The following is a 15,678-nucleotide window of genomic DNA, read 5'->3' on the forward strand; positions in this document are numbered from 1 at the left end:
TATTTGTGCGAATAGCTCAAAAGAAAGCGGTAGGTCCTCGGCATTGTCGAAGGCAGCGGGTTATGTCGCTTGCAATCTTTGCACCGGCCCCGCATATCCGGTTGGCGATATTGCCGGAGGGCCGATGATGCTAAGACTATTGTGTTCCCTAGTATTGCTGATGGGCGCAATACCGGCAGCCGCAGAGACGCAGGTACCAAAAAGCCAGACCGAAATCGGCCTCGGGTTCGCCCCTGTCGTAAAGCAGGCTGCCCCGGCGGTTGTGAACATCTACGCCAAGATTGTGCGCGAAGGGCGGGCAAATCCGCTATTTTCTGACCCGTTCTTTCAGGACTTCTTTGGCCGTGGATTTGGGACGCCACGCCCCCGTGTGCAGAATTCGCTCGGCTCTGGCGTGATCCTCACAGGTGATGGGTATGTGGTGTCAAACTACCACGTTGTGGGGATGGCATCGGAAATTCAGGTCGTGACTACCGACCGTCGTGAATTCACTGCCGAAGTCGTTCTGGGTGACAAAGAAAGCGACATTGCAATCTTGCGGTTGGAAGAGGCAAACGATCTGCCGTTCCTGCAGATGCGCGATTCCGATCAGGTTGAAGTAGGAGAGCTGACGCTGGCGATCGGAAATCCGTTCGGCGTAGGCCAAACTGTTTCATCAGGAATTATTTCAGGGCTGGCGCGTACCGGAACAGCGACGGGAAATGCACGAGGGTACTTCATTCAAACCGATGCGGCGATCAACCCGGGCAATTCCGGTGGCGCGCTTATCGATGTGAATGGCGATCTGATTGGTATAAACACCTCAATCCTGACACGGTCAGGTGGATCGAACGGTATCGGATTTGCCATTCCGGCCAATCTGGTGGCCGAATTCCTGCGGCAGGCGCAGGCAGGCAACGAAAGCTTCGTAAGTCCTTGGGCAGGAATGGCCGGTCAACACATGAGCGCGGATATAGCCGAGTCTCTGGGTATGGCCATCCCTCTCGGGGTGGTGATTTCTGACTTACATGAACTGAGTCCGCTGGCAGAAGCGGGTCTGCGGGTCGGGGACGTTGTCACTCATGTCGACGGAGACGAGGTGAATTCTCCGGCCGAGATGAAATTTCGCATGGCTGTTGCCGGGGTGGGTGGAAAGTCGGTCCTGACTCGGCTGCGGGGCGAAGACCGCTCGGATATTGAAGTGGCGCTGATCAAACCGCCTGAAACGCCTGCGGCGGATGAGACTACGCTGGACGAGGATACGGTCATGCCAGGTCTGATCGTTTCGGGTGTAAATCCGGCGGTGATCGTAAAGCTTGGCTTGTCGCTGTCTCAGACCGGCGTCGTAGTGGTTGATCCGAACCGCTATGGCGGCCGCGCAGGATTGCGTGTGGGCGATGTCGTAAAAGGTATCAACGGAACCAGAACCGAGACACCGGAGGATATCGTTCAGGCCCTGACCGATCCAGGTCGCCGGGTACAGATGGAGATTGAGCGGGGAAGCCGGTTAATCTCATTGCGGTTTCGGTTGTGATCCGTGAGTGATTTGTTCGATACCGGTTCTGCGGAACCAACCGCTTCGCCGCACAGGCCGCTTGCGGATCGCTTGCGCCCACAATCCCTGTCTGAGGTGATCGGGCAAAAGCAGGTTTTGGGACTAGATGCGCCATTGGGGGTGATGCTCGCGTCAGGTAGCCTGTCCAGCCTGATCTTCTGGGGCCCGCCGGGTGTGGGAAAGACAACCATTGCCCGGTTGCTGGCGCAGGAAACCGATCTGCATTTCGTGCAGATCAGCGCGATTTTTACCGGTGTGCCGGATCTGAAGAAGGTATTTGAGGCTGCTAAAATCCGTCGTCAGAACGGGCAGGGCACCTTGTTATTTGTTGACGAAATCCATCGTTTTAACAAAGCGCAACAGGACGGGTTTCTGCCGCATATGGAGGACGGCACGATCCTCCTGGTTGGCGCGACGACCGAAAACCCTTCCTTCGAGTTGAACGCGGCGGTACTCAGCCGGTCTCAGGTGCTGGTTCTGGAACGCCTTAGCCTTGCTGATCTTGAGCGTTTGACACAACGCGCCGAGAATGAGCTTGACCGCGCCTTGCCGCTAACGTCTGCCGCCCGCGAAGCGCTGCAGGAGATGGCAGATGGCGACGGTCGCGCACTACTGAACCTGATTGAACAGGTTGCTGCTTGGAAAGTGGACGCCGATCTGGACCCGGATGCATTGTCGACGCGCCTGATGCGACGGGCCGCAAAATACGACAAATCGGGGGATGAGCATTACAATCTGATCTCGGCCCTGCACAAATCGGTGCGCGGATCGGACCCTGACGCGGCGCTGTATTGGTTTGCGCGGATGCTGACCGGCGGCGAAGACCCGCGCTATCTGGCGCGGAGGATCACGCGGATGGCGGTTGAAGATATCGGTTTGGCCGATCCTCAGGCGCAATCGATCTGCCTGCACAGTTGGGAAGCCTATGAACGGCTGGGCTCGCCCGAGGGCGAGTTGGCACTGGCGCAGGCGTTGGTGTATCTGGCGCTCGCTCCGAAATCGAACGGGGCCTATGTGGGGTATAAGGCGGCGATGCGGCTGGCCAAGCAATCGGGCAGTGAACCGCCACCCAAACATATCCTGAACGCTCCGACATCGCTGATGAAGGATCAGGGATATGGTGCAGGGTATGCCTATGACCACGATGCCGAAGATGGGTTCTCGGGTCAGAACTATTTCCCGGATGATATGAAGCGCCCGGTTCTCTATCAGCCGGTAGAGCGTGGTTTTGAGCGCGAGCTGAAAAAACGGCTGGAATACTTCGCCAAGCTGAGAACGCAACGCAATCAGGGCTAGACTTGACTCTGCACCCGATGCGCGCGACAGACGCGCATGATTTCTAAGGCACTGAAACAAGCACAATCCGGGCGGATCAGCCGTGCGGAACAAGGGGCAATGGCATGAGCGGCGTACAGGTGATCACCGTAGCAGAGGGCGATGGCGACCAGAGGCTGGATCGTTGGCTGCGCCGCCTGTTTCCTCATGTCAGCCAGGGCCGGATCGAGAAGATGTGCCGCAAGGGTGAACTGCGCGTAGATGGCAGTCGGGTCAAAGCTTCGACGCGGCTAGAGGCCGGGCAGTCCGTGCGCGTGCCGCCGCTGCCGGACGCGGATCACAAGCCCGCAGTCGTGAAGCATCGCGTTTCGGACGCTGACGCAAAGATGATCCAGTCTTGCGTGATTTATAAAGACGATCACGTGCTGGCGCTGAACAAGCCGCATGGTCTGCCGGTTCAAGGTGGCAGTGGTCAGACCCGCCATGTGGATAGCCTGTCTGAGGCATTGCGCTTTGGGTATGACGAGAACCCGCGCCTTGTGCATCGGCTGGACAAAGACACCTCGGGCGTACTGCTGTTGGCCCGCACGCGCGAGGCTGCCAAGGGGCTGACCGCTGCGTTCCGGCATCGTAACACCCAAAAGATCTATTGGGCGCTGGTAGCTGGTGTTCCAACTCCGTACCTGGGCGAAATCAAGACCGGGCTGGTCAAGGCACCGGGGCATGGTAAGCATGGCGAAGGCGAGAAGATGATCGCTGTTCATCCGAGCGAGGTGAACGATACGCCCGGCGCGAAACGCGCGCATACGCTCTATGCAACGCTCTATCGCGTTGCAGGGCGGGCAGCCTGGGTCGCGATGGAGCCGGTGACGGGGCGGACCCATCAGCTGCGCGCACATATGGCGGCGATCGGCCACCCGATCATTGGCGATGGGAAATATGGCGGCTCGGGGCAGGAAAACCTCGGCGATGGCTGGGGCGCGCAGTTGGGAGGTATCATCAGCAAAAAGCTGCACCTCCACGCCCGCAGCCTGTCCTTTGAACACCCGATGACCCGCAAACCCATCTCGCTTACGGCGCCTTTACCGGATCATATGAAACACAGCTGGGATACGCTGGGCTGGACCGAAGACCTCGCTGCAGATGATCCGTTTGAGGAGTTGCGATGAACGCTCCATTGCGGCTGGTCCTGTTTGATGTGGATGGCACTCTGGTCGATAGTCAGGGTGCCATTGTTTCGGCAATGACCGCCTGTTTTCAGGCGCAGTCACTGCCGGTCCCGGATCGTGACGCGATCCTGTCCATCGTCGGTTTATCTCTGCCCCATGCAATGGCGCGTCTGGCAGCAGATCAGTCCGAACGGATACAAGACGCATTGGTTGACGGTTATAAGCAGGCCTATCACGCGCAAAGGTTGGAGCAGGGCGCCGCAAGCTCGCCGCTTTATCCCGGTGCGCGCCAAGTGATTGACGCTCTTCACGCTCAGCCCGAGGTACTTTTGGGAGTGGCCACAGGCAAGTCTCAGCGCGGGCTTGATGCGCTGCTTGAAGGGCATGGGTTGCAGCAGCATTTTATTACTCGTCAGGTTGCAGATCACCACCCGTCCAAGCCGCACCCGTCGATGATAGAAACAGCTTTGGCTGAAACGGGCGTGCCGGCTGCGCAAGCCGTCATGGTGGGCGACACCAGCTTTGACATGGATATGGCCGCAGCCGCGCAGGTTGCCGGGATCGGTGTCAGCTGGGGTTATCACGATCGTCGGGTACTGACGGCTGCGACACATGTGATCGAAACATTCGAAGAATTGCCAGGCGCACTGGCCAAGATCTGGGGCTAAAGAGATGAGCGACTGGAAACCCAAACGCTTCTGGACGACAAGCACGGTCGTTGAGACCGACGTGGGCTATACGGTTGAACTGGATGGTCGGCGGGTCAAAACGCCCGCCAAGGCTGCGCTAGACCTGCCCACGCGTGCCATGGCCGAGGCCGTTGCACGGGAATGGGATGCACAGGAAAAGGAAATCGACCCGACCACGATGCCATTCACCCGTTCGGCCAATGCGGCGATCGACAAGGTGCGGCACCAGCATGGTGAGGTTGCCGATATGCTGGCCGATTACGGCGACTCGGATCTGCTGTGTTATCGGGCGACCCATCCCGAAACGTTGCAGCAGCGGCAGTCCGAGGCCTGGGATCCTGCATTGGATTGGGCTGCGGACGCCCTGGGCGCGCGGTTGATCCCGCGTGCAGGGGTGGTGCATCAACCGCAAGCTGCCGAGGTGCTGCAAGGCCTGCGTGACCGGGTGCATGGACTGAATGCGTTCCAACTGGCAGCGTTTCATGACCTCGTCAGCCTGTCGGGATCATTGATTCTTGGTTTCGCGGCAGCCCAGAATTGGCGCAAACCGGACGAGATATGGCGCATTTCTCGGCTGGACGAGCTTTGGCAGATCGAACAATGGGGCCACGACGATGAGGCACATGCTGCCGCCGAAGTGAAACGGGCCGCCTTTCTGCACGCAAAGCAGTTCTTTGACCTCTCGTTCTGAGACGGATTCTCGTCAAATCGTGAATTTGTGTCCGATTCTGGCAGAAAAGACCTATCGTTTTCCCTGATCCAGCCCTTGACGTTTGTTGATGAATACGCCCAAACTCGGGCCACTAAAGGGGAGACACCTTTTGGGTAACCTTTCTGGCGCCTATGCGCCGGATCGAACCGTTCCATTCAGGGATGGAAAATCAGGAAGAGGTAAAAATGAAAAAATCCGTAATTTTGGGCGTGGCAACCATTGCCGGCCTGGCTGCTGGCGCAGCTGCAGCGGGTACCGTTGACGACGTGAAAGCCCGCGGCAAGCTGAACTGCGGCGTTGCAACCGGCGTACCCGGCTTTGCCAGCCCCGATGCCAATGGTGAGTGGCAGGGTTTTGACGTGGCCGTATGCCGCGCGGTAGCCGCTGCCGTTCTGGACGACCCAAGCGCCGTTGAGTTCATCCCAACCACCGGTAAAACACGTTTCACCGCGCTGGCTTCGGGCGAGATTGACATGCTGGCCCGTAACACCACGTGGACCTTCAGCCGCGACGTCGACCTGAAGTTCGAATTCGTCGGCATCAACTACTACGATGGTCAGGGCTTCATGGTTCCCAAGGCACTGGGCGTCAGCTCGGCCAAGGAACTGGACGGTGCAACCGTTTGCATCCAGACCGGCACCACAACTGAGCTTAACCTGGCGGATTTCTTCCGCATCAACAACATGAGCTACGAGCCGGTTCCGATCGAAACCAACGCCGAAGCGCAGCAGCAGTATCTGGCTGGTGCCTGTGACGTTTACACTACCGACGCATCGGGTCTGGCTGCTACGCGCGCCACCTTTGAAAACGCAGGCGACCACGTGATCCTGCCCGAAATCATCTCGAAAGAGCCGCTGGGCCCGCTGGTCCGTCATGGCGATCACGAGTGGGGCGATGTGGTCCGCTGGACCCTGAACGCACTGATCGCAGCGGAAGAGCTGGGTGTAACCTCGGCGAACATCGACGAGATGTCCAGCGGTGCCACCGACAACCCAGAGGTAAACCGCCTGTTGGGTACCGAAGGTACGCTGGGTGAGATGCTGGGTCTGGACGCGAACTGGGCACAGCGCGCGATCAAAGTCGGCGGTAACTACGGCGAAGTGTTTGCCAAGAACATCGGCGAGGAAACCCCGATCGGTCTGGCACGCGGCCTGAACGCACAGTGGACCGATGGTGGCCTGCTGTACGCACCGCCTTTCCGCTAAGATCCACGGAAAAGGGCGCGGGGGAACCCGCGCCCTTTTTCCTTCCATAAGAAACACGCCCGGAACGATCTGAGCAGAGGCAAACTCTGCCAACATCCGGGATGCACGGGGATATACATAGGTCATGACGACACTCACTGACCCGCCGAAGGAGCACTTCCGGCTGTCCATGCTCCTTTACGATACGCGGTACCGATCTGCGACCATTCAGGTCATAGCGATGATCGGTTTCATGCTTCTGGCAGCCTGGATTATCAACAACACCATTCAGAACCTTGAGACGCTAGGCAGAACAGTCGGGTTCGACTTTTTTGCCGAACCGGCCAGCTATGACATCAACCAACGCCTGCTGGAATACGACTCGCGCGATACCCATCTGCGCGCGGCGTTCATAGGCCTGCTGAACACTCTGGTTGTTGCAGTTCTGGGCTGTATCACAGCAACGATCATCGGCGTCATGGTCGGTGTTTTGCGCCTGTCGAATAACTGGCTGATCGCGCGGATCATGACGGTTTATGTCGAGATGTTCCGCAACGTGCCAGTGCTGCTTTGGATCGTGTTCGCCATGGCGATCCTGATCGAAAGCCTGCCCGCTCCGCGCGCCTTCCGGGGTGAAAACCCAGAAGCCACAATGGATCTTTTTGGCACAGTCGCTGTGACCAATCGCGGGGTCTATATCCCCGAGTTTCTGTTCTCGCGCGGATTGGGAGATATTCACCTGTTCGGCACGTCAAGCCTGCGCTTTGATGTCTCGCTTGACCTGATCGCTTTCCTGATCGTCTTTGGCGGCAGCATCTTTGCCATGCGCAAGGTTTCGGCCTGGGCCAATGCAACGCAGGAATCGACCGGTGATCGCCCGACCATCTGGCGCATCCAACTGGGCATTTTCTTCGTGCCGTCGGCCATCCTGCTGGGCGTGCTGGGTTTTCACTTGGGCTATCCTGAGTTGAAAGGCTTTAACTTCACCGGCGGCACCCATCTGCGGAACTCGCTGATTGCCCTCTGGCTGGCCTTGTCGCTTTATACTGCGGCTTTCATCGCCGAGATCGTGCGTGCTGGTATTCTGGCTATTTCCAAGGGTCAGACCGAGGCCGCATCCGCACTGGGCTTGCGCCCGGGCCGGACCATGCGCCTTGTGATCTTGCCGCAAGCGCTGCGGGTTATCATCCCGCCGATGATCTCGAACTATCTGAACCTGACCAAGAACTCGTCGCTGGCGATCGCGGTCGGATATATGGACATCACGGGTACGCTGGGTGGCATCACCATGAACCAGACCGGCCGCGAGCTGGAATGCGTTCTGCTGCTGATGCTGGTCTATCTGTCCATCTCGCTGAGCATTTCGGCGGTGATGAACTGGTACAACAACCGTGTCAAACTGGTGGAGCGGTAATATGAGTGATGTTTCATTTGTCCGCACAGAAATGTTGCCGGAAAAGGCACCGCCCGCCTCTGAGGTCGGTGTACTGGGCTGGATCAGGCACAATCTGTTCTCAAGCTGGCTCAACGCGATCCTGACGATCATCTCTTTGATCCTCATTTACTACGTGTTGTCCAACATTTTGGCCTGGACGTTCCAATCCGTCTGGAACGCCAATTCCCTGTCGGAATGTCGCGAGATCATGATGGCCACCTGGGGTGATACCCATGGTCATGCCTGCTGGGGTGTTATCAAGGACCGTTGGCTGCAGTTGCTATACGGTTTTTATCCGCCTTATCCGGCGCACCCGGACGCGACGTGGTCTAACCCGCCCGAATCTGGCGGCTGGCCGGCATATTTCCGACCGAACCTGACCTTCATCTTGTTGTTGGTTGCTATTGCGCCGGTGTTGTTCACCAAGGTGCCGCGGAAGCTGTTGATCGTAACAGCGGCTTATCCGTTCCTGCTGCCTTGGCTGATGTGGGGTGGGTCGATCTGGGGGCCGCTCATGGTCGCCGCCGGATTTGCCATCGGGTATTTCGCCTACAAGTTTGCGCTTCCGGTTGCCGGGTCTCTTGCCGCGATCATCCTTTCGATCGCACTGCCCATCCTTTGGTGGCTGTTTGCTTCTGGTTTGGTTGCAGACGCGATCAATTCGGTCATTCCGATTGGCATCGCGTCGGTGGAAAGCCGCGACTTTGGTGGCTTCATGCTGGCGATCCTGTTGGGTGTTGTGGCCATCGGTGTCTCGCTGCCGATCGGTATCGTACTGGCGCTGGGTCGTCAGTCCGATCTGATGATCGTCAAATACCTGTGCGTGGGCTTTATCGAGTTCATTCGGGGCGTGCCGCTGATTACCCTGCTGTTCGTGGCATCGCTGCTGCTGAACCTGTTCCTGCCGCCGGGCACCAATTTTGACATCATCCTGCGGGTGATGATCATGATGACCCTGTTCTCGGCCGCCTATATGGCCGAGGTGATCCGGGGTGGTCTGGCTGCCCTTCCAAGGGGTCAGTACGAGGGTGCAGACAGTCTGGGCCTGAACTACTGGCAGGCGCAGCGGCTGATCATCATGCCACAAGCGCTGAAAATCTCGATCCCGGGCATCGTGAGCACGTTCATCGGTATCTTCAAGGATACGACTTTGGTCTCGATCATCGGTCTGTTTGACGTGATCGGCCTGACCAACGGCATCCGCGCCGATACCGCCTGGAACGGCGTCTACTGGGAACTGTTTGCCTTTATCGGCGTTCTGTTCTTTGTCGTCTGCTTCTCCATGTCCCGTTATTCCATGTACCTGGAGCGCAAGCTTCAGACTGGCCACCGTTAAGGAGTTCAACACATGTCTGAACTTGCAATTGAACGCGAAATCGACCGCTCCAAAATGCAGGTGAGCGACGAAATCGCCATCGAAATCACCAATATGAACAAGTGGTACGGTGCCTTCCACGTGCTGCGCGATATCAATCTGACCGTCAATCAGGGCGAGCGGATTGTGATCGCGGGGCCGTCGGGGTCGGGCAAGTCTACCCTGATCCGCTGCCTGAACGCGCTGGAGGAACACCAGCAGGGCACGATCATTGTGGATGGGACCGAGCTGTCGAATGACCTGAAAAACATCGACAAAATCCGGTCCGAGGTTGGCATGGTGTTCCAGCACTTCAACCTGTTCCCGCACCTGACCATTCTGGAAAACTGCACGCTGGCCCCGATCTGGGTGCGCAAGACGCCCAAGAAAGAGGCCGAAGAGCGCGCGATGCATTTCCTGGAAAAGGTGAAGATCCCTGAGCAGGCCGACAAGTATCCCGGTCAGCTATCGGGTGGTCAGCAGCAGCGTGTGGCGATTGCCCGCTCGCTGTGCATGATGCCGCGGATCATGTTGTTCGATGAACCTACATCGGCGCTGGACCCTGAGATGATCAAAGAGGTGCTCGACACCATGATCGAACTGGCCGAGGAAGGCATGACCATGCTGTGTGTGACCCACGAGATGGGCTTTGCCCGCCAGGTCGCCAACCGCGTGATTTTTATGGATGCCGGTCAGATTGTGGAGCAGAACGAACCGGAAGAGTTCTTCAACAACCCGCAGAGCGAACGGACCAAGTTGTTCCTCAGCCAGATACTGGGACACTAAATTCGGATCAGAAAACCAAGAAGGCGGGGTGTCGACCTCGCCTTTTTCTATTCCAGCAGCTCGCGTGGGATCGTGAAGCCCAGAACCTCACCCTGATGCCATTCGAGCGCATTCCAGTCGGGGATATCGAACCGGATTACAGTCGTTGCACAAGTCGGATAGTCGTAGAATCTCGAATGATCGGGCTGGTTGCGTACCAGCCGATTTGCAAATGCAGCGATGCCGGGATTATGCCCCAGCATTAGTACGGTATTGCCGGTGGCTGTGGCCAATTCGGCGAACATCTCATCGGGGCCTGTCAGATACAAGGCGGGGGTAAAGCGGATTTCCGGGGTGCTCAGCCCCAATCTGTCCCACGTTTCCCGGGTGCGCTTGGCGCTTGAGCAGATAACGTCATCCGGCAGCCAGCCATTGCTTTGCAGCCACGCCCCAATCGCGGGGGCCGATTTGCGTCCTCGATTGTTCAACGGGCGGTCGTGATCTTCGGCAAAGGGATCGCCCCAACTGGACTTGGCATGGCGCATTAGGATCAGTGTGCGGGTCATGATCGGTGAAATGCTTTCATGTGATGCGCAGATTGCTCTGGCTGGCGCTCTGCGCCGGCGCTGAGAGGGCAGGCGAGCCGGGCAAGGCAGCCTTTATTCATGCAGCTGTGTCCCGCTTTGGTATCGAGATGATCATGACAGGCTGCCACGTCATAGAAGCTGTGGGTGTTCAATGCCCCAACCGGACAGGTTGTTGCACAAGGCGCGGGGCATTCTGTGCAGGGTGACGATTGAGAAACGGATGGAATTGAGAACTCATCCGCAAAATGCAACGCACCACGGAATGACATCATCATCCCTACCGTATCGTGCACCAGGGCCCCGACCGGACTGCTGAAGGTGCGACCGGACTTAAGTGCCCAGTCAATGAAGGGTGCGTATGGTGGGTCGCCGAACGGATAGTAGGCGGTGCCCCTCATGTCCCGCGCAAGCTGGCCGATCACCCGTCTGGACCAGCGATCAACCGGGTCGGGTTGGCCATCCTGCCACTCAGCCGAGGCCTTCAGAGCGGGCCAGAATGCCCCCGCAGCCCCCAGAAGGATTAGGGTTCCGTCATCAAGTTGCTTTGCTTCACTGGGCCTTGGATGAAGTGCACCCATGACCATAAGACCCACATCCTGAGCAGCTTGTTCAACAATTCGATAGGGTTCGGTGATTGGCATCATTGTTACCGCATTATGCCCGCTCTGCCGCGCCATACCACCTCCGACGTCTCAGTCAGGTCGGATCAGAGAACCGGCACCGTGTTCGGTGAACAGCTCTAGCAGCACCGCATTAGGCGCGCGCCCGTCCAGAATAACGACCGCCCGAACGCCATTATGCAGCGCGTCCAGCGCAGTTTCGGTTTTTGGGATCATACCACCCGCAATAGTGCCTTCACGCGTCATCTCACGAATCTGGCCAGCTTTGAGCTCGGTCACGACATCGCCTGCTGCGTTCTTGACGCCCGCTACATCGGTCAGCAGTAGCAGGCGGTCTGCCTTAAGAGCTGAGGCGATCGCCCCGGCTGCAGTGTCGCCATTCACATTGAAGGTTTCGCCATTCCGACCTGCGCCCAGCGGCGCGATCACAGGGATAACATCATGCGCAAACAGGTCATGCAGGATTTTGGGGTTCATCTCGGACGGTGTGCCGACAAACCCGAGCGAGGCGTCGGTCTGTTCGCACATCATCAAATGGGCATCCTTGCCCGACAGACCCACAGCCATGCCACCCTGCGCATTGATCGCCTGCACGATCCGCTTGTTCACAAGGCCCGACAGGACCATTTCGACCACTTCGACTGTGGCTTTGTCCGTCACGCGTTTACCACCCACAAACTCGGACTGGATATCCAGTTTGTCGAGCATCGCATTGATCATTGGGCCACCGCCGTGCACGACGACCGGGTTTACGCCAACCTGACGCATAAGCACCACATCGCGCGCAAAGCTTTCCATGGCTTCGTCGCTGCCCATGGCGTGGCCACCTAGCTTGATGACGACAATCGCACCGTCGTATCGCTGCAGATAGGGCAGGGCGCTGTTCAATGTGGCGGCGGTGGCGATCCAATCCCGGTTCATATCTCGTGTCTTCATGGCTGAGTGTCCCTCTGGGACCCTGTGTTAGGGCGTTTGGAGGATGGTGCCAAGACCGGATCGCGGAAACAGCCAATCTGAACGGGCCGTACCCGATGGGCGCAGCCCGGCTTCCTTAGCTCATGACTTGGATATTGCTGAACAACGTCACTCCAGATGCGCAATGATCGAACGCAGGGTCGGAATGCCGTCGCCCTTCTCGGATGAGGTCAACACGATCTCGGGGAAGGCCGCAGGATGTTTCGAAAGCGCGGCGCGCACCTGGTCCAGCACTTTTTCCCGGTCTTTTGCTTTGACCTTGTCGGCCTTTGTCAGAACGCACTGAAAGGTCACTGCGCTGGTATCCAGCAGCTTCATGATCTCGGCGTCCACAGGTTTCACCCCGTGGCGCGAGTCGATCAGGACGAAGGCACGGCGCAGGGTCTGACGTCCACTCAGATACTGTTTCAGCAGACGTTGCCATTTTTCCACGACCTTCACCGGCGCGTTCGCATACCCGTACCCAGGCAGGTCGACCAAATAGAGTTCAGGCCCTTGCGTGAAAAAGTTGATTTCTTGAGTACGCCCCGGCGTGTTCGAGGCACGTGCTAACCCCTTGGTGCCCGTTAGCGCGTTGATCAAGCTGGATTTACCGACATTCGAACGCCCGGCGAAACATACCTCCAGCCGATCGGGGGCAGGCAGGCCATCCATGGCAACGACGCCTTTGACGAATTCGGATGGCCCGGCAAACAGCTTTCGACCGGTTTCCGTTGCGAATTCATCTGGCGTTTCAGCTAGTGGAAAGGGAAGTGGGGTCATAGAACCTGAACCTCGTCACCGGTGTGAATGGTGCCGCCTTCCAGAACTTCGGCATAAACGCCAAAATCCTGATGATCCCAGCTGCTCAGCGCACCCAGTGTGTCGGCATCCCGCTCACCCGTATCAGGGTTGGCGGCTGTCGCCAAACACCGCGTGATGCGTTCGCGCACATGAAAAACGGCCTCGCCGATCCGGATGTCGCGGCCAATCCAGTCGAGCTCATTCCACAGCGGCAGGCCATCGAACCAGATATTTCCGCGCCAGCGAGCGATAGAAAGATCCCTGCCTAGCTTCTGCTCGACCGCCCGATGCGACGACATGTTGCACAAACTGATCGAAGGAAAATCGCTGTCCGTCATGCCGCGATTAGCGGCGCGGACAATGCGGGCAGACGCAGCGCGATCTGCAGGCATCAGCGGTTTGACCCAGTCCAGAAAGGTGTCCTGATGCGCGTCGGGCTCAAAGCTTAGATCGGGGCGATTGGGATGGCTCAGCGTGACCGAGTCGCCTTGCAGCTGCGCCGAGATTGCCATCAACTGAGGGGCCTTCGCGCCTCGGCTGAAATTGGCGCAGGGTGCCCATTCCGATCCATCCGCTTTCGACGCCTCATGTGCAACCGCCCAAACACGATCCCCGGGCATGGTATGCCCGGGGATCATGGTAATGCGATCAAGGCGTTCACGCCCGTGACTTTTGATCGGGTGCCGCCAAATGCTGGTGACCGAACCGCTCATTTGTCGTCCGTCTTTGGCGTGCGTTTGAAGCCTGATTTGATGTTGCCGAATACATCGGGCGTATAGCCCTGGCTCCGCATGATCAGGTATTGCTGGGTAAATGTGATCGTGTTGTTCGCGATCCAGTAGACCACCAAACCGCTGGCAAATCCGCCCAGCATGAACATGAACACCCATGGCATCCAGGCAAAGATCATCGCCTGTGTTGCATCGGTCGGTGCCGGGTTCAGTTTCTGCTGCAGCCACATCGAGATACCCAGCAGCAGTGGCAGGATACCGATAAAGATCAGCGCCATGAAGCTTTCAGGCTGCGGTGCCGCCCAAGGCAGCCAACCAAAGAAGTTGAAGATTGAGGTCGGATCCGGAGCGCTGAGGTCCTGGAACGGGCCAAACCATGGGGCTTGCCGCAGTTCGATGGTGACAAAAATCACCTTGTACAGCGAGAAGAAGATGGGGATCTGCATCAGGATCGGCAAACAGCCTGCGGCCGGGTTAACCTTTTCCTTCTTGTACAGCTCCATCATGCCTTGCTGCATCTTCTGGCGGTCATCCCCTGCGGCCTCTTTCAAGGCTTCCATCTGGGGCTGCAGTTCCTTCATCTTGGCCATCGAGACGTAGGATTTGAAAGCCAGCGGGAACAGAATCGCCTTGATGATCAGGGTCAGGCCGATGATCGACCAGCCCATATTGCCGATCAACAGATTGATGTTGTGCAGCAGCCAGAAGATCGGCTTGGTCAGGAAGAAGAACCAGCCCCAGTCGATGCTGTCGATGAATTTCTGTACGCCTTCCGCCTGGTATTCCCGAATGGCTTCCCATTCCTTGGCACCAGCGAACAGGCGTGTGGTCACTTCGGCAGTCTCACCCGGCGCTACAGTCAGCGTCGGCAGCACCGTTTCGGTTTGATAGATTTTGCGGCGCGAGTCATATTTTGCGGCTGCTTTGAAGGTCGAGCCCGGCTCTGGGATCAGCGTGGTCATCCAGTAGTGATCCGTGAAGCCGATCCAGCCATCTTCCTTGACCTGATAGACCTCGGCCTGCGCCCGTTCGTTCGGGTCGATGTCAAAATCGCGGACATCACCATAGTCAACTTCTGACAGCGTGCCGTCCGCCATGCCGATCACACCCTCATGCAGGATGAAGAAGTTTTTCAGGCCCGGAAGGTCGCCATCTTCACCAATACCGTGGCGTGCAAGAATGCCATAGGGGGCCATGCCCACCTCGGATTGGGTCGCGTTTTCAACCGATTGGGTAACTGTGAACATGTAGTCCTGGTCGACCGCGATGGTGCGGCGGAAAGTCAGGCCATTGCCATTGTCCCAGGCCAGCGTGATGGGGTTGTCTACGCCAAGCGTCTCACCCTCTTCCAATGTCCAGAGCGTGTTGGGGCCCGGGACATCCGCACCTGCAACTCCTGTACCCGGTGCCCAGCCGTAAAGGGCATAATAAGCCGATTCCGAACCAACCGGAGACAGCAGCTCAACAATAGGCGCGCCTTCTTCGATCGAGACTTTATAATCTTTCAGAAACAGCTCATCGATCCGCCCGCCGGACAGGGACAGGCTGCCTTTCAGACGGGGGGTGTCGATGTTGACGCGAGGGGCTTGTTCCTCTGGCAGTGTTTCCTCGGCGGTCGCTGTGGCTTCACCCACGGTGCTGGTCGCGCTGGGTGTTTGCACCTCGTCGCCTTCCAGAGCTGCAATTTCTGCAGCGTCCTGCGTCGTGGTTGATTCCGGCGGTGGGAACAGCACGAACCAGACAAGGATCACCAGAAAGCTGAGCGCGGTTGCAAGGATGAGATTTTTGTTCTGATCGTCCATCGGGGACAGCCACCTTGAGCAGTGAAACACACCCGGTGGGTTCAACAGAGTGCAGCCCCAAAG

At 57.9% G+C, this 15,678-nt stretch carries 15 protein-coding genes; 9 read left to right on the forward strand and 6 right to left on the reverse strand.

Going from position 1 to position 15,678, the window contains the following annotated elements; all coding sequences use genetic code 11:
• Positions 1-127: 127 nt before the first annotated feature.
• The 9 genes from AC1DFB_RS18095 (at position 128) to AC1DFB_RS18135 (ending at position 10,138) form a co-directional block, all read left to right on the forward strand.
• Positions 128-1,513, forward strand: a complete 1,386-nt coding sequence (locus tag AC1DFB_RS18095; RefSeq protein WP_170508756.1) for a trypsin-like peptidase domain-containing protein — start codon at positions 128-130, stop codon at positions 1,511-1,513.
• 3 nt (positions 1,514-1,516) lie between these two features.
• Positions 1,517-2,830, forward strand: a complete 1,314-nt coding sequence (locus AC1DFB_RS18100) for a replication-associated recombination protein A (RefSeq protein ID WP_480921797.1) — start codon at positions 1,517-1,519, stop codon at positions 2,828-2,830.
• Positions 2,831-2,934: 104 nt separating this feature from the next.
• Complete coding sequence (locus AC1DFB_RS18105; RefSeq protein WP_170424555.1) at positions 2,935-3,978, forward strand: RluA family pseudouridine synthase; 1,044 nt, start codon at positions 2,935-2,937, stop codon at positions 3,976-3,978.
• Positions 3,975-4,646, forward strand: coding sequence for an HAD-IA family hydrolase (locus AC1DFB_RS18110; protein WP_170737479.1), 672 nt, complete (start codon positions 3,975-3,977; stop codon positions 4,644-4,646). The genes AC1DFB_RS18105 and AC1DFB_RS18110 overlap by 4 nt, the downstream gene beginning before the upstream one ends.
• Positions 4,647-4,650: 4 nt before the next feature.
• Positions 4,651-5,358 (forward strand): ATP12 family protein, encoded by a 708-nt coding sequence (locus AC1DFB_RS18115; RefSeq protein ID WP_170392883.1) that lies wholly within the window; start codon positions 4,651-4,653, stop codon positions 5,356-5,358.
• A gap of 206 nt (positions 5,359-5,564) precedes the next feature.
• The gene (locus AC1DFB_RS18120) at positions 5,565-6,584 is read left to right on the forward strand and encodes an amino acid ABC transporter substrate-binding protein (protein WP_170392882.1); all 1,020 of its coding nucleotides are present in this window, start codon (positions 5,565-5,567) and stop codon (positions 6,582-6,584) included.
• A 124-nt stretch (positions 6,585-6,708) separates the two neighbouring features.
• The gene (locus tag AC1DFB_RS18125; RefSeq protein WP_480921798.1) at positions 6,709-7,977 is read left to right on the forward strand and encodes an amino acid ABC transporter permease; all 1,269 of its coding nucleotides are present in this window, start codon (positions 6,709-6,711) and stop codon (positions 7,975-7,977) included.
• A 1-nt stretch (position 7,978) separates the two neighbouring features.
• Entirely contained in the window at positions 7,979-9,334 is a 1,356-nt protein-coding gene (locus tag AC1DFB_RS18130; RefSeq protein WP_480921799.1) for an amino acid ABC transporter permease, read from the forward strand.
• A gap of 12 nt (positions 9,335-9,346) precedes the next feature.
• A complete protein-coding gene (locus tag AC1DFB_RS18135) occupies positions 9,347-10,138 on the forward strand; it encodes an amino acid ABC transporter ATP-binding protein (RefSeq protein WP_304621965.1) in 792 nt (263 codons plus the stop codon).
• A 47-nt stretch (positions 10,139-10,185) separates the two neighbouring features.
• On the opposite strand, the gene AC1DFB_RS18140 is transcribed toward AC1DFB_RS18135, so the two are convergent.
• From AC1DFB_RS18140 to yidC, 6 genes are all read right to left on the reverse strand, one after another.
• Positions 10,186-10,683 carry a SixA phosphatase family protein gene (locus AC1DFB_RS18140; RefSeq protein ID WP_170508743.1) on the reverse strand — a complete coding sequence of 166 codons (498 nt, stop codon included), beginning with the start codon at positions 10,681-10,683 and terminating at the stop codon, positions 10,186-10,188.
• On the reverse strand, positions 10,680-11,381 hold the full coding sequence (locus tag AC1DFB_RS18145; RefSeq protein ID WP_480761626.1) for a ferredoxin: 702 nt from the start codon (positions 11,379-11,381) through the stop codon (positions 10,680-10,682). The genes AC1DFB_RS18140 and AC1DFB_RS18145 overlap by 4 nt, the downstream gene beginning before the upstream one ends.
• Positions 11,382-11,396: 15 nt before the next feature.
• Positions 11,397-12,260: an acetylglutamate kinase gene (gene argB / locus AC1DFB_RS18150; RefSeq protein WP_170392876.1), complete on the reverse strand. Its 864-nt coding sequence runs from the start codon at positions 12,258-12,260 to the stop codon at positions 11,397-11,399.
• 147 nt (positions 12,261-12,407) lie between these two features.
• Positions 12,408-13,061, reverse strand: coding sequence for a ribosome biogenesis GTP-binding protein YihA/YsxC (yihA, locus tag AC1DFB_RS18155; RefSeq protein WP_170402761.1), 654 nt, complete (start codon positions 13,059-13,061; stop codon positions 12,408-12,410).
• A complete protein-coding gene (locus tag AC1DFB_RS18160; protein WP_170402759.1) occupies positions 13,058-13,795 on the reverse strand; it encodes an MOSC domain-containing protein in 738 nt (245 codons plus the stop codon). Before AC1DFB_RS18160 ends, yihA begins: the two co-directional genes overlap by 4 nt.
• Positions 13,792-15,615 carry a membrane protein insertase YidC gene (gene yidC, locus AC1DFB_RS18165; RefSeq protein ID WP_170737482.1) on the reverse strand — a complete coding sequence of 608 codons (1,824 nt, stop codon included), beginning with the start codon at positions 15,613-15,615 and terminating at the stop codon, positions 13,792-13,794. The genes AC1DFB_RS18160 and yidC overlap by 4 nt, the downstream gene beginning before the upstream one ends.
• Between the last annotated feature and the right edge of the window lie 63 nt (positions 15,616-15,678).

The sequence above is a fragment of the Ruegeria sp. S84 genome, from assembly GCF_056583445.1.

Bases quoted from the DNA above. Each gene is read 5' to 3' on its own strand.
- AC1DFB_RS18095 (WP_170508756.1), top strand. From the start codon at position 128: ATGCTAAGACTATTGTGTTCCCTAGTATTGCTGATGGGCGCAATACCG.
- AC1DFB_RS18105 (WP_170424555.1), top strand. From the start codon at position 2,935: ATGAGCGGCGTACAGGTGATCACCGTAGCAGAGGGCGATGGCGACCAG.
- AC1DFB_RS18110 (WP_170737479.1), top strand. From the start codon at position 3,975: ATGAACGCTCCATTGCGGCTGGTCCTGTTTGATGTGGATGGCACTCTG.
- AC1DFB_RS18115 (WP_170392883.1), top strand. From the start codon at position 4,651: ATGAGCGACTGGAAACCCAAACGCTTCTGGACGACAAGCACGGTCGTT.
- AC1DFB_RS18120 (WP_170392882.1), top strand. From the start codon at position 5,565: ATGAAAAAATCCGTAATTTTGGGCGTGGCAACCATTGCCGGCCTGGCT.
- AC1DFB_RS18125 (WP_480921798.1), top strand. From the start codon at position 6,709: ATGACGACACTCACTGACCCGCCGAAGGAGCACTTCCGGCTGTCCATG.
- AC1DFB_RS18130 (WP_480921799.1), top strand. From the start codon at position 7,979: ATGAGTGATGTTTCATTTGTCCGCACAGAAATGTTGCCGGAAAAGGCA.
- AC1DFB_RS18135 (WP_304621965.1), top strand. From the start codon at position 9,347: ATGTCTGAACTTGCAATTGAACGCGAAATCGACCGCTCCAAAATGCAG.
- AC1DFB_RS18140 (WP_170508743.1), bottom strand. From the start codon at position 10,683: ATGACCCGCACACTGATCCTAATGCGCCATGCCAAGTCCAGTTGGGGC.
- AC1DFB_RS18145 (WP_480761626.1), bottom strand. From the start codon at position 11,381: ATGGCGCGGCAGAGCGGGCATAATGCGGTAACAATGATGCCAATCACC.
- argB (WP_170392876.1), bottom strand. From the start codon at position 12,260: ATGAAGACACGAGATATGAACCGGGATTGGATCGCCACCGCCGCCACA.
- yihA (WP_170402761.1), bottom strand. From the start codon at position 13,061: ATGACCCCACTTCCCTTTCCACTAGCTGAAACGCCAGATGAATTCGCA.
- AC1DFB_RS18160 (WP_170402759.1), bottom strand. From the start codon at position 13,795: ATGAGCGGTTCGGTCACCAGCATTTGGCGGCACCCGATCAAAAGTCAC.
- yidC (WP_170737482.1), bottom strand. From the start codon at position 15,615: ATGGACGATCAGAACAAAAATCTCATCCTTGCAACCGCGCTCAGCTTT.